At 37.7% G+C, this 12,033-nt stretch carries 17 protein-coding genes; 7 read left to right on the top strand and 10 right to left on the bottom strand.

Annotated features, from left to right (window positions below):
• Positions 1–104: 104 nt before the first annotated feature.
• Positions 105–443, bottom strand: coding sequence for a hypothetical protein (locus tag ATS72_RS14945; protein ID WP_058428447.1), 339 nt, complete (start codon positions 441–443; stop codon positions 105–107).
• Between the two features lie 26 nt (positions 444–469).
• Positions 470–877 (bottom strand): HEAT repeat domain-containing protein, encoded by a 408-nt coding sequence (locus ATS72_RS14940; RefSeq protein WP_033025552.1) that lies wholly within the window; start codon positions 875–877, stop codon positions 470–472.
• A gap of 389 nt (positions 878–1,266) precedes the next feature.
• On the opposite strand from ATS72_RS14940, the gene ATS72_RS14935 reads away from it, so the two are divergent.
• Positions 1,267–1,749, top strand: a complete 483-nt coding sequence (locus ATS72_RS14935) for a hypothetical protein (RefSeq protein ID WP_058428446.1) — start codon at positions 1,267–1,269, stop codon at positions 1,747–1,749.
• A complete protein-coding gene (locus ATS72_RS14930; RefSeq protein ID WP_008130424.1) occupies positions 1,742–1,945 on the top strand; it encodes a helix-turn-helix transcriptional regulator in 204 nt (67 codons plus the stop codon). The genes ATS72_RS14935 and ATS72_RS14930 overlap by 8 nt, the downstream gene beginning before the upstream one ends.
• A 392-nt stretch (positions 1,946–2,337) precedes the next feature.
• Here ATS72_RS14930 and ATS72_RS14925 read toward each other — a convergent pair whose 3' ends face one another.
• The 4 genes from ATS72_RS14925 to ATS72_RS14900 form a co-directional block, all read right to left on the bottom strand.
• Positions 2,338–2,559: a hypothetical protein gene (locus ATS72_RS14925; RefSeq protein WP_058428445.1), complete on the bottom strand. Its 222-nt coding sequence runs from the start codon at positions 2,557–2,559 to the stop codon at positions 2,338–2,340.
• A gap of 130 nt (positions 2,560–2,689) precedes the next feature.
• Complete coding sequence (locus ATS72_RS14920; protein WP_058428444.1) at positions 2,690–3,127, bottom strand: hypothetical protein; 438 nt, start codon at positions 3,125–3,127, stop codon at positions 2,690–2,692.
• A 1,011-nt stretch (positions 3,128–4,138) separates the two neighbouring features.
• Positions 4,139–4,438: a hypothetical protein gene (locus tag ATS72_RS14905; RefSeq protein WP_058428441.1), complete on the bottom strand. Its 300-nt coding sequence runs from the start codon at positions 4,436–4,438 to the stop codon at positions 4,139–4,141.
• Between the two features lie 494 nt (positions 4,439–4,932).
• Positions 4,933–6,186: a multifunctional CCA addition/repair protein gene (locus ATS72_RS14900; protein WP_058428440.1), complete on the bottom strand. Its 1,254-nt coding sequence runs from the start codon at positions 6,184–6,186 to the stop codon at positions 4,933–4,935.
• Positions 6,187–6,310: 124 nt separating this feature from the next.
• Here ATS72_RS14900 and ATS72_RS14895 point away from each other — a divergent pair, with 124 nt between their 5' ends.
• The gene (locus tag ATS72_RS14895) at positions 6,311–6,538 is read left to right on the top strand and encodes a hypothetical protein (protein ID WP_058428439.1); all 228 of its coding nucleotides are present in this window, start codon (positions 6,311–6,313) and stop codon (positions 6,536–6,538) included.
• A 43-nt stretch (positions 6,539–6,581) separates the two neighbouring features.
• Here ATS72_RS14895 and ATS72_RS14890 read toward each other — a convergent pair whose 3' ends face one another.
• The 4 genes from ATS72_RS14890 to ATS72_RS14875 are packed head-to-tail and all read right to left on the bottom strand — an operon-like array spanning position 6,582 to position 10,428.
• Positions 6,582–7,082, bottom strand: a complete 501-nt coding sequence (locus ATS72_RS14890) for a DUF1543 domain-containing protein (RefSeq protein WP_058428438.1) — start codon at positions 7,080–7,082, stop codon at positions 6,582–6,584.
• Between the two features lie 18 nt (positions 7,083–7,100).
• Positions 7,101–8,450 carry a sigma 54-interacting transcriptional regulator gene (locus tag ATS72_RS14885; protein WP_058428437.1) on the bottom strand — a complete coding sequence of 450 codons (1,350 nt, stop codon included), beginning with the start codon at positions 8,448–8,450 and terminating at the stop codon, positions 7,101–7,103.
• Between the two features lie 2 nt (positions 8,451–8,452).
• The gene (locus ATS72_RS14880; protein ID WP_058428436.1) at positions 8,453–8,968 is read right to left on the bottom strand and encodes a hypothetical protein; all 516 of its coding nucleotides are present in this window, start codon (positions 8,966–8,968) and stop codon (positions 8,453–8,455) included.
• A gap of 2 nt (positions 8,969–8,970) precedes the next feature.
• On the bottom strand, positions 8,971–10,428 hold the full coding sequence (locus tag ATS72_RS14875) for a HAMP domain-containing sensor histidine kinase (RefSeq protein ID WP_058428435.1): 1,458 nt from the start codon (positions 10,426–10,428) through the stop codon (positions 8,971–8,973).
• 309 nt (positions 10,429–10,737) lie between these two features.
• On the opposite strand from ATS72_RS14875, the gene ATS72_RS14870 reads away from it, so the two are divergent.
• The 4 genes from ATS72_RS14870 (at position 10,738) to ATS72_RS14855 (ending at position 11,885) form a co-directional block, all read left to right on the top strand.
• A complete protein-coding gene (locus ATS72_RS14870; protein WP_058428434.1) occupies positions 10,738–10,971 on the top strand; it encodes a cag pathogenicity island protein Cag25 in 234 nt (77 codons plus the stop codon).
• 24 nt (positions 10,972–10,995) lie between these two features.
• Positions 10,996–11,223 carry a hypothetical protein gene (locus tag ATS72_RS14865; protein WP_008130972.1) on the top strand — a complete coding sequence of 76 codons (228 nt, stop codon included), beginning with the start codon at positions 10,996–10,998 and terminating at the stop codon, positions 11,221–11,223.
• A 180-nt stretch (positions 11,224–11,403) separates the two neighbouring features.
• A complete protein-coding gene (locus ATS72_RS14860) occupies positions 11,404–11,640 on the top strand; it encodes an EF-hand domain-containing protein (protein WP_058428433.1) in 237 nt (78 codons plus the stop codon).
• Positions 11,641–11,648: 8 nt separating this feature from the next.
• Positions 11,649–11,885 (top strand): calcium-binding protein, encoded by a 237-nt coding sequence (locus ATS72_RS14855; RefSeq protein ID WP_058428432.1) that lies wholly within the window; start codon positions 11,649–11,651, stop codon positions 11,883–11,885.
• Positions 11,886–12,033 lie beyond the last annotated feature (148 nt).

Below are 12,033 nucleotides of genomic sequence, written 5' to 3'. Positions count from 1 at the left end.
CCTGCTGATTACAAACCATTAGAAAAACGGCGATTAAAGTATAAAGTAGTGGGTAAACGGGCATCAAAACGTAAACGTTATTTCACTGAAGTTTAATTACAGTACTAGTTGCTAACTTTTAAAGTTAAGTAAATATAACCAATATATAAAATTACAAACACATACCCTATAGATATCAAACTATTAATGCCCCATACACCGTACCAAAACTTACCATAAAAATAAGTGTTCGCTCTTAACTTAGCATTAAATAGTGCGATAGATGAAGGAATTAACAACAAGGCTGAAAAACCAAAAAGTGGTGCTACAAAAAACATTAAAAACAAGCCAATAGCACCTTCTACTGAAGCGCTACTGTCAGGCGAAAGCGGAGCTAAAGCCCCAAACAAACACAAAAATGACACTATTGATGTCAATAAACCTAAAAATTGAATTGAACGCATACCTTCCTTGTTAACCCCACTAAAAATTATGACTTTGTTAGAGCTAGTAGTTTTTCAGCTGCACGCTCACTTACGGTTTGCCACGAATCATTAACTAATATTTTTAAAACTCGCTCGGTAACCTTGCCATTATTTACCAGTGCGTTTCTTACTGACGGGTCACTGTCAGTCGCAAAGGCTAGCATTAAAGATTCTGTTATTTTTCTTTTTCTTGCAACCATATCTCTAACTTTTGGATCAGGGTGCTTTGATAACACTTCGAGAACTTCGATTGGAACAGCCTTATTTTGTGCCACCCAAAATGCCATATCTGGGTATTTTTCTAGCACACATTTCCATACTTGAATGTCGGCTCCTTCATGAGCAGCGCGACAATACTCCTCTGGAATATTGCTTTCTCTTAATCTTTTAAATTCCTCCGCGCTCTCGATCATAGGTAACTATAGGCCCCTTTTAGGTTAACTCGTTTAAATTTATTTTTATTAATAAAACAACCATATCTGAGTTCCTACTTTGGTTCAACTTGTTAATTAAATTTAGCAAAAACAATGTAAAGCATTGTTTTTAAATTATATTTTTAATTTATTTTCTCACTTGTTTTTTAAATTTTCTTTCTCATTTTTATCCAAGTATTAGATTAGTACAGGCTTAGTACTCACTTAACGCGAATTAAAGAATAAAAAAAGGTTGCCTTTATGTAACCTTTGGGTATCATTGATACCTAAGGGTTACATATGGTGTATTTAGGTATCACATGAAACCTTAAGTGGAGTAAACAAAACGCGACATTATTGGGTCGCCACTAAAAAGGGATATACAACAAATGGCAAAATCGATTTCAGTACTACCAGAACAAGAACAACAATATTTAACAATTACTGGAAAAGCCAGTATTGCTCTAGCGTTTTTCTTGTTAGCAGAGCTGCTTTCAACAGTAATCAGCAAAACCAATTCAGTTATATATTTACTAGTAGATTTAACTTTATTTGCGAGTTTTATCTATTTTCTTGTGTTAAGTACTAAATCGATGAAGTTTGCTAAGCACATATCAAAACTTGGTTTCTGGACATATAAATTTAACGACGAGTATGTGGATTATGTTAGTTCGCTCAGCCTTCGCGCTACTTGTCATATTATGGTAATTGGCGGAGCATTTCTCGCTTATAGTGGCGACAGTAAGTGGTTTGTGGAATTAATAGCCCCTTTCAACCCCACAGATGCACTTCAAATATTGCTTTGCTTAGCAGCTGCTACACATGGCGCATTGATTTTGTGGAAACTTGGCAAGGAAGAGCTTTATGAATGAAGATTTAGATAATCATATTCACAAACTTCGGTTACAACATAAAATATCTCAGCAAGAGTTGGCAGATGCCATAGGCGTTTCTAGAAAAACCATTAGCACAGTAGAAACCGGGCGTTTTACACCGTCGGTGGTTATTGCACTAAAAATAGCGGCTCATTTTTCTGTTTCTGTTGAGCAAGTATTTACCTTGAGGTAAACATTCTGACTCAAGAGCCGATGAAAATGCATTAAGCAAAAACTAATAGCAACAAATCAGGCGCTTTTAATATAATAAGCCTGTGCATCATAAGCCCAACAAATGTTGGGCATATTTAGTAATGCGAAGATGCAGCTATAGATTTACTTCAAATAAGTTTTAGGTTCTACGATATTACTCTAACAATGGACCTGACTGAGATGGAATCACACTATGAGATTACTATGTAGCGCACCTAAATGTTTTTGCCTTATGCAACTTGTTTAACAACCACATCGGCAAACAAAGTAAACTGAATTTTTGTTGATTTAGAATTGACCGCACTGAGTAAAGCGGTAAAAGAAATACACGTGCTTCCTAGCATAATTAAGACTGATATATTTTTATGTAAATTACACTTTAATCAATCTTATGTCTTTAATCATATTCACGGACATTTTTGCCCACAAAAGAATACCAATAAAACCTAAACCAAGTAAGAAGTAGTGCTTGATGTTGCTTAACCCATCAGCATACATAAAGATAATAAAGCTGTACCCAAATAAAAATACCGCAAATAATGGGATGGTAATTATTGCAGCAAATATTTTAAATTTACGTGATTGACGAACCATTGTAAGTACTCCTCTTTATATGTAAGACCATCAAAGTCGACTTAAAATGGTTGGCTTAAATGGAGCAAAGCGAACAGCCCGCTGATATTTAGCCCTTGTTAAATTACTCTTTATATTTTGTTATTTCAGTTCAGACGACAATATTTTTTATATTTTTGTTAAGCGAATCTGTTTCAAATGCTATAGAAACCATTGAAAGTTTCACCACCAACTTTTTTCCCTTAAATAGAGCTAAGTCGGTCCCTATTTCTGCACTATCAATGTCAGAAAGTAAAATAGTTTTATCAATTTTTTTCCAGCTCGATAACCCTTTGAGTAGGATCGATTCACTATCTATTTTGATTTCGTATTGACGAAAACTAGTTACCATCCACCAAGCAAAAATAGATGTTGTAAACAAAGCTAAAATTAACGCCGAAAGTTGTTCAATTAACGATAACGGGGTATTGCTCTCTCTAACTAACAAAAGAGCAGCTGCGTAAATCAGAAAAAATCCGATAAAGTTAAATAGTAGTAAAAATATCGATTTTAAAATAATTTGAAATACTGAACTACGAATAACAGACATAGACTCTCTATTAATTTAACGCCCGCATAAATGGCGAGCAACTTGTTGCGAGTCCAGCGCGTACCGCGAAGCGGTGTTTTTAAACGCGCGATATTTCATGCGTTTGTTAGGTGAGTATGCTGAGATTCATTATTTACCATCAACCGCATGTCTAAACATATCAGTTCGCCAGCCTTATAATCATTAAGGATTGGTACATCTCCATAATAATGAGTCGCAGAATATACTGCTAACGAAATGTAGGGTTTCTCTTGGATCGTCCTATACATTAAAGTATTGCCCGAATCTCCTTCACTCCAAGCATTTGGCCCTGACTGTATTTTACCAACGATAAAGTAGACTATACGAATAGAGCTATATTTTCCGTTTGTCTCAAATCTATATAAATCTGCTGGGTTAGGTATATCAACAAGTATACGTTTTAGCTCAGATGCAAACCAACTAGGCAAGATATTTTTAAAACTACTCTTCCATAGCGAGCACCATTTGCAGCTGCATGCATAAGCAGGTAATCCACTTTGATTCTGAATTGAACCCGTAGCTTCTAAATGAGTTGCTATTTTCCATTCCGAAATTGGAATGGTTGGCCTAAACTTCTTCATTTGCACCTAACGCCGTTTTAAGCGGCAAATTGTAGCTGGCTATAATGTGTGAGGAACGAACAACAGCCAACTGTAATTTGTCCGACTTGAAAACCCTTGTTATATGGTTTTATTAGGCCGTATCCGCTTAAAAAACATTGTATACGTGACTGTAAACCAATCGTAATTTACGCTAACTAATTCCCAGCCTTGTTTTCCCAGTTCTGTGCAGCGAGTTTGCAACCTAACAAATTTGGTAGTGCGAAATGTAAAAAGACCACCAACTTTTTCTACTTTATACTCAAATATATCCATATACTTCTATCCTGTGAACCATATAACGCCTCATTAAGAGGCAATAAAATAGTTGGTTAAAATAAGCGAGGCACGAGCAAAAACCAACTGTTTTTTGTCCTGCTTTAATGACTTGTTATGTGTTTATTGCTAGCAAAGTCCATAGACCTAAAAACAAAAAAAACCAAATAATACTGCCTGAAATATATGGCACTAGAACAGACACAATTTCTTTTTTACGATATTCAGGGAACCTATAAGCAGCAACCAACCACGAAATAGTAACTAAATGAACCAAAGAAAATGTAACCCAAAACTCGATCAAGTACTCTGGTCTGGCTGATTTATTTGCCATAAATAAAAATATTGTGGCTATTGTGATAATCCAGCCATTTAACTTTATAACTGATTTATATTTCAATAAAAGCTGGTGCAAACTCTGAATCCTAAAAACACATAACAACTTTGTATCCGACATGTGTCGCTTTATAAACCGGCATATGTCCAAATATTACAATCAATCCAATGTAGCCAGCTAATAAGCGTATGTAAACAAATAGTTATATCGCATTTAAATATTATAAATGTAGAAATACTCCAAAATGGTAGAGATCAGTAATATTAGACAGAAAAGTAATGTGCTAATAAACAGTGAGGAAATAAACAGTCACCGCCCCTTGTAACCATTCACTTTTAATTCAGTCGCGTTCACATACTCTGGGGATATATTAACGCATTAAGCAGTAGGATTTGCCGTGACCCCATCACTTGAACGAGAAGAGCTCGACTTTATTTTTAGTTTATATAAATCTGATAAAAACGCTGAGCCAGAGGCAAATAAACCACAGCATACGCAAATAAACGACCTTTAAAAAGTACCGCGCCTTGAGGTGCAAGGCGTATCTCAATACTTGACTTAATTTACACTAGTTAGCTTGTTGTACTTGGCTCATCACTTAAAAATGCTTTGATACAGTTTATTTCTGCCAGCTTTACTGCCTCGCCTATTTCTGGGCCTTTTTTGCCACTTTTAAGTGCCTCTTGCACTATGTTTTTTTTATCCATTTGCTGTAATTTACTATGAATGGCGCGCAACTTAATTGCCTGCGGGTAAGGCTTATTAACCAGTGTTTCTCCGCGGCCTTGCGCGTCACATTGGCAGGCTTGAGTAAATGCTAAAAAGCGCTCAGGGTGCACCAAACCATTTAAATTAGTGACAATTAATTTATGAATAGTTTGCGGCCTAAGCTGATCAATCGTATGGCATAAAGTGTGGTTATCGCTGGTCAATACGCCAATATCACGAAAACGATTAGGCACTTTTAAACGATTACAAAATGACTTTACCACCGCTACACCTTCGCGTTCGTGACCGCGTAAATTGCCGCGTATTTTATAGCTAAGGGCTTTACCAAAATCGTGGGTAAGCGCAGCAAAGCGGGTTTCTAAATTAAAATTTAAGTCGGCTGCACGCCTGAGCACCAACATTGTATGCACAAATACATCGCCTTCAGGGTGATGATTGGCAGGTTGTGGTACGCTTTTCATTTGTTCTATTTCAGGAAAAACACCCAGTCCATCTAATGCTTGAAAATAAAGCTCAGGGTGTTTTTCGCCAAGCGCTTTTTCGGTTTCTAACCATACCCGTTCAGGCACTAAGTGGTTAAGCTCGCCTTTATTTTTAAGCTCTCGCATTAACGCATAAGTGCTGGGGTGGATTTGCCAATCGCTGCCGTAACGCGCTAAAAATCTTGCAATACGCAGCACTCGCACAGGGTCTTCTACAAAGGCGTGTGTAGTGTGGCGCAGTATTTTGTTTTGTAAATCGTGTTGGCCATTAAAAGGGTCAATAATTTTACCGTTTTCGTCAAGCGCCATAGAGTTAATGGTTAAGTCGCGCCTTGCGAGGTCTTCTTCAAGTGTTACGCTAGGGCTAGCGTCTACTACAAAACCGGTATAACCCTTGCCGCTTTTTCGTTCGGTACGCCCTAGTGCGTATTCTTCTTTTGTTTTTGGGTGCAAATAAACAGGAAAGTCGCTACCTATTGGTAAAAAGCCAAGCGACTCCATAGAACTGGGCGTTTCGCCAATAACCACATAATCGTTATCTTTTGATGCAATGTTTAGCAGTTTATCGCGTACTGCTCCACCGACTAGGTAAACGTTTTTTAAGCTACTTTTCACGTTGTTTCCACACTAATTTACAAACTTCATTTATAGCAATCATATCATTAAAAGCGTTGTGGTTTGCCAAGCATATGTAAGCTCATTACAATAGCGCATCATTTTTTGTTTAAGCTGTTATTCAATGAAAAATCATTCATCAAAAAAAGAGCTCATGCTGCTGCCAATTTTACTCGTCGTTATTGTTATGTGTGTGGCGGGGCACTTTTTATTGCAAGCTAACTTTCAAGACAGCAACATGGTTGAGTATATGTTAGCAGTCTTGCCGTTTGCTATGTTTGGCTTAGTTATTGTGGCTTTTAAGCTGGCATCAAACAGTGAAAAAAATGAGCAAAACGAGCAAGAAAAATAGCGGCTTAAGATAGCTTTATTATTCAGTGTTCAGATTACTTAACTTATAAAACATGGTAACCAAACCAATCCGGTTTTATAGGTTGTGAAAGCCCACTTGGGCTAAGTTTTATTGTTAATTGGCTGTCGAGTAAATCAATTGCAAAGCAATCGTCTACGTCGTGTAAGTCGTCTTTATGAATATGGCTCAGGCCTGCTAATAAATCATATTTAGCTCGCTGCTTTGCCTCTTCACTACTGCTTGCTACATATAATGCAAAGTCGTGCTGCTCTGCCATTGAGTCGCTTCTGTAAGCGCCTAAGTTTACAAAATAAAGCTGTTTATTTTGTTCAACATCCCCCTCTACCACTTCTACTTTGTAACCATCAATATTGTTAACAGCCATAAAACTATCCATGTGTACGCTGTTTTTGTCGCCAACCCATTGGCTTTTTAATTTGGTGTAGGTTTGCTCTATGTTTTGCCCAACTACAAAGCGAATGTCGTGCATTTCTATGTGGCAGCCTTGAATTCGCCCGCCTAAATACACCATAAATAACTGCATGAGGATTCCTTTAATTTTTTACGCCAAAGTATCAACGTCAATATTATGTTTTTTAATGAGTTTATAAAAGTCTGAACGATTACGCTTAGCAAGCTTGGCACCTTCTGCTACGTTGCCGCCTGCCATTTTTAGCGTATTAATAACGTAATCACGTTCAAACTCTTTTTTAGCGTCGTTTAATGAGAGTGGCTCTACACTTTTTTCGTTGCTATCGAGTGCTGCTAATACTAAATGCGCTGAAATAACCTCACCGGGTGTTAAGGCTACCACTTGTTCAACAACATTTTGTAACTGACGAATATTTCCCGGCCAATCATAACGTACCAATGCGTGCATAGCATCATTGGCAAAATGTTTTTCATTTTGGTTCATTCGTTTAGCGATACTTGCGCTAAAGTACTGGGCTAGTAGGCTTATGTCTTCACGGCGTTCACACAGTGGTGGTAATTTTAAATTAACTACATTTAGGCGGTAGTACAAATCTTCTCTAAACTGCTGGTTTTTAATGGCTTCGGGCAAGTTTTTGTGAGTTGCCGATACAATACGCACATCAATTGAGATCTCCTCTTGAAAACCCACTGGGCGAATGGTTTTTTCTTGCAGTACACGCAGTAACTTTACTTGTAAGTTAAGGGGCATATCGCCAATTTCATCTAAAAATAATGTACCGCCCTGCGCTTGCTGAAATAAACCTTGATGATCTTTTACGGCACCAGTAAACGCGCCTTTTTTATGGCCAAATAATTCAGACTCTAAAAGCTCCCCTGGTACAGCACCACAATTTATAGCCACAAAAGGCCCGTTACTTACTTGGCTATGCTGATGAATAGCCTGCGCTAATAATTCCTTACCCGTTCCACTGGCCCCCGAAATAAGCACATTAACGTGAGTAGGCCCAAGTAACTTAACTTGTTCAAGCAAGTGCAACATGGCACCACTGCGCGTTACTATATTACTTTTTGATGGGGCTTCATCGGTATTTACACCGTGAATGTCTATTGCATTTGCAAGGCTATCAAATAGCTCGTCTTTATCGACCGGTTTAGTAATGAAGGCAAAAATGCCTTGCTTAGTGGCTTCAACCGCATCGGGAATAGAGCCATGCGCTGTCATCATAATTACTGGTAATGCAGGGTATCGGCTTTGCAGTTGACGATGGAGCGCCATGCCGTCCATTTCATCCATTCGTAAGTCGGTAATTACGGCATCAAACACGTGACTTTTTAAAATTTGTAGCGCTGCTAAGCCTCTTTCACAAGTTGTTACTTGATAGCCTTTTGATTCAATACGAATAGCAAGCAACTTTAATAAACTTGCATCGTCATCAACTAATAACACTTTTGCTTTGTGCGGACTATTTGTGGCCATGGTTACTGCTCCTTGGTATCTTCGCGAAGTAACAACTGCTGCTCTATATCTGCCAGCGACGACAGGGTTTTCTGCATTTGGTTATTAAGTGTTTGTTGCTCTTTTTGAGCATTTATTTGTAAGGTAATCTGCTGTTTTTGAAGCCATAAATACTGCTTTATATCGTCAGGCCAAAAATAGGCTAGGTCGAGTTTAAGTAACTTGGTCATTACTGTATTTGGGTCGGTACTTACTTTTAAGCACATAAATTTAAAAAATGCTTTTAGCTCATTTTCACCTTTAAATGATCGCTTTGTTGGTGGCAATGTAAATCCACCACATTGATTTGCATGAAGCGCTATAACCCGCTCAGCAGAGGGATAAACAGGGGCTAATTTAGGCATTGGCTTGGGGCTAGGAGATACGTTTTTAGTATTTGATGTTTTATTACCGCCCTGCGCTTGCGTGCCATTATTAAGCTCACAACCCGATACAATTAGGCTACCTGCAAGCACACATAAAATAGTGAGTATGCGCATTGTTAATTAACTCCTAAATTTTTACTGATTGGTATTTTTATTAAAAAACGGCAACCGTGTGGTTTATTCTTCTCAACACTTAATGTGCCTTGTAGCTGCTCAACCGTCTCTTTTACTATTGTTAGGCCCAAGCCACTGCCTTGTAAGGTAATGCTTTGGTCATGTTTACCTTGATAAAACGCACTAAAAATATGCTTTATTTCGTGCTCTTTAATGCCACAGCCATTATCGGCCACTACCAAACACAGCTGATGTTGCTCGCATTTTAATTTTACAGTCACACCTTGGTTATCATCAGAAAATTTTAAGCTGTTTGAAATTAACTGAATTAGCATCATTTCTATTAGTTCATTAGGAAGCGCAAGAACAGTGCTTGAAACAGAGTTTTGCCATTGAATACGTTGCTTTCGAGCCGTTAGACGATGCTCAAAATGGCCATTAATTTTTTTAATTAAATGATCAATATTAACCTCGCTTGAGTTGTTTATCGTTGCTCTAATAGCGTTATAACTCAGTAGGCTGTCTATCATCATGCGAAGGCGCACCATAGATTGAGTTATGAGGGAAAGCACTGCTTTTTGTTCGTCATTAATGGGGCCAACAATTTCATCTGTTAGTAAATCGGTTCCTTCAACCATAGAAGCAAGCGGTGTTTTAAGCTCGTGTGTTACGTGGCGTAAAAACGTATCTTTTTGTTGCTCAAGCATATGCAGCTGAGTTTGTACCCACTGTAGTTTTTCTCCAAGTTCGACTAACTCTGACGAGCCTTTTACCGCTATTTTTTGCTGCCAATCCCCTTGCCCTAGCTTATCAATAACCCTAGTTAATCCCTTTAAGCGCCCACTTATACGCCATAAAAATCCACCACCAACCAATAAAGTAAGTGGAATAAGTGCCACCAGCCAATTTATAAACGACGTTTGTAGGCTAGCTAGCTCGTTTTGATTAAGGGTTATTTGCGCTTCGTTTTTATTTTTAAGCCACACTGTTAGCGCTGTAATTAACTCGCTTACAGGTACAAATAGCGCTGCATCTTGCTTTTTTTGATCAACAAGTTGCTGGTGTGCTGTTTGTAAAACATTTAATAGCTGTGCCCATTGGCGTGTGTAATCTGGGTTTGTATTAATGTGTTTAAGGTCGTTTATGCTTTGTACTGAAGATTGCCATTTATCAACTATGAGGGTGTCGAGCGAATCACTTTTTAATACCCAGTTTTGTCTTGTTGCGCGCTCAAGACTGTTAAGGTCTTGCTTTAAGCTAGCGAACGATTTTGTAAGCTGATAATTATTACTTACAATTTGTTGAGTGGTTGCTAGCTGCTTGTTCAACGCATTTAAAAACACAATGACCACAATAGACAGTGGCAATAACGACAGCAGCATACTTAACGCAAACTGCCCTATTAAATTAGGGCGCCAATTAAGCATTGCATTGTAATGTTTAGTAAACGTTGCAGCCATTGCAGAAAACTCTATCAGTAAATAACTCGCCTATTATTATCAATACCGCCTATACACATGCTGAACCATATTAATATTCACTCGCTATAGTGTTGCTAAATAGCAACATTGCAACCTATTGATTTAGTTAACATCATAAAAAACACCTCAAACTCTGTTGCTGTACTCATACAAAATTACACACATAAAGTGTAATTTTTACCTCCCCTTTCAAGCAATAAAACGTAAATCATTGAAAATAAACAAAAACAAAACATGGCATCCTTTTTGTTAGTAGGTATGACAAATGAATTTAATAAGGAAATACTCATGAGAGCAAAAGCGTTGGTTTTTTCAACATTACTTACATTAGGTTTAGTTAATACAGACGCATATGCTATGGACGTTGAGGCTACGTTTGATGCGCTAGATAAGGATAATAACGGCTTGTTAAGCGAAGCCGAGGCCCAAATGGATGCTGTGCTTAAGGAAAACTTTGCACAAATAGACACAGACCAAAGTGGCCAACTGTCGCTAAATGAATTTAGTAAATTTATTCAATAATTCAACTTCAAAAGGAATGAAATTATGAAACAACTTATTGCCGCGTTTTTATTATTATTTTTAGCTATTAGTGCAACAGTGCTGGCATCTCCTTCGGCTGTGCGATTTGCACACTTAGATACAAACATGGACGGAAGTATCTCGTTTGTTGAAGCTAAGCAGGATAAAGAGCTACTTAGACAGTTTACCGATTTAGACGAAGACAACGACGAGATGATCTCTAAAGCAGAGTTTGAAAACTTTAAGCCGTAACAGGTTAAGTTTTGCTTAAGCTTTTAACTTGTAAAGTGTACTAAAGCATTTGCCATAATCCCTGAGGGAGTGTGTAAAAGGATTTAATGTTGGGAGTTAAATTATGGCAAGTGCTTTATCTTTTCAAGCTTTATACCTCGTTATTAAATACAACTTAATTACCCTTTTGGAAGGACTACCATGAAGATACGTTGCTTTGTAACCACCACGGCATTGCTGTTAAGTTTTAATGCCTTAGCACTTGATGTAAAACAACGCTTTGATCACCTTGATATAGATAAGAGCGGTTACCTTACCCATAACGAATTAGAGCGCCAGCCACAGTTACTTAGCACGTTTATAATGTGGGATAAAAATCAAGACAAACAAATTTCATTAATTGAATTTAAAAACTACCTTACTAACAATCTTTACTGAGTATTTTAATGAACCCCATACGCTTATTTATTTTATGCACTCTAACCGTATTTAGTGCATCCAGCTTTGCCGAAAGTGACACTATTAACAACCAGTTTAAAAAAATAGACCGAAACAAAGACGGATTTTTAACGCGTTCTGAAGCCTCAATAGACCCCGCCTTGTGGTCTAAGTTTATTCGTTACGACCAAGATAAAGACGGCCGGCTAACACTTAGCGAATACCATTTATATGCCAGTAAGTAGCCCTAACTTAAGTAACCTTTCTGATTTTAGGTTTTAGGCAATTAATTTAACAGCTAAGCAACCAGCTTAGCTTTAACTGTCTATTTTACGAGCTTATCGCATCCTGTTGGTATTCTAAAAAAGGGTTTGCTAGTGTTATTGCACTAAA

Origin of the sequence: Pseudoalteromonas sp. 13-15 (assembly GCF_001468205.2) — a bacterium.
GTDB classification, from domain to species: domain Bacteria; phylum Pseudomonadota; class Gammaproteobacteria; order Enterobacterales; family Alteromonadaceae; genus Pseudoalteromonas; species Pseudoalteromonas marina.
Note: the sequence above shows the minus strand (reverse complement) of the source record. Positions and strands in the feature narration are given on the sequence as shown.

Bases quoted from the DNA above. Each gene is read 5' to 3' on its own strand.
- ATS72_RS14875 (WP_058428435.1), bottom strand. From the start codon at position 10,428: ATGGCTGCAACGTTTACTAAACATTACAATGCAATGCTTAATTGGCGC.
- ATS72_RS14855 (WP_058428432.1), top strand. From the start codon at position 11,649: ATGAACCCCATACGCTTATTTATTTTATGCACTCTAACCGTATTTAGT.
- ATS72_RS14890 (WP_058428438.1), bottom strand. From the start codon at position 7,082: ATGCAGTTATTTATGGTGTATTTAGGCGGGCGAATTCAAGGCTGCCAC.
- ATS72_RS14940 (WP_033025552.1), bottom strand. From the start codon at position 877: ATGATCGAGAGCGCGGAGGAATTTAAAAGATTAAGAGAAAGCAATATT.
- ATS72_RS14870 (WP_058428434.1), top strand. From the start codon at position 10,738: ATGAGAGCAAAAGCGTTGGTTTTTTCAACATTACTTACATTAGGTTTA.
- ATS72_RS14865 (WP_008130972.1), top strand. From the start codon at position 10,996: ATGAAACAACTTATTGCCGCGTTTTTATTATTATTTTTAGCTATTAGT.
- ATS72_RS14885 (WP_058428437.1), bottom strand. From the start codon at position 8,450: ATGGCCACAAATAGTCCGCACAAAGCAAAAGTGTTATTAGTTGATGAC.
- ATS72_RS14880 (WP_058428436.1), bottom strand. From the start codon at position 8,968: ATGCGCATACTCACTATTTTATGTGTGCTTGCAGGTAGCCTAATTGTA.
- ATS72_RS14895 (WP_058428439.1), top strand. From the start codon at position 6,311: ATGAAAAATCATTCATCAAAAAAAGAGCTCATGCTGCTGCCAATTTTA.
- ATS72_RS14935 (WP_058428446.1), top strand. From the start codon at position 1,267: ATGGCAAAATCGATTTCAGTACTACCAGAACAAGAACAACAATATTTA.
- ATS72_RS14925 (WP_058428445.1), bottom strand. From the start codon at position 2,559: ATGGTTCGTCAATCACGTAAATTTAAAATATTTGCTGCAATAATTACC.
- ATS72_RS14945 (WP_058428447.1), bottom strand. From the start codon at position 443: ATGCGTTCAATTCAATTTTTAGGTTTATTGACATCAATAGTGTCATTT.
- ATS72_RS14930 (WP_008130424.1), top strand. From the start codon at position 1,742: ATGAATGAAGATTTAGATAATCATATTCACAAACTTCGGTTACAACAT.
- ATS72_RS14860 (WP_058428433.1), top strand. From the start codon at position 11,404: ATGAAGATACGTTGCTTTGTAACCACCACGGCATTGCTGTTAAGTTTT.
- ATS72_RS14920 (WP_058428444.1), bottom strand. From the start codon at position 3,127: ATGTCTGTTATTCGTAGTTCAGTATTTCAAATTATTTTAAAATCGATA.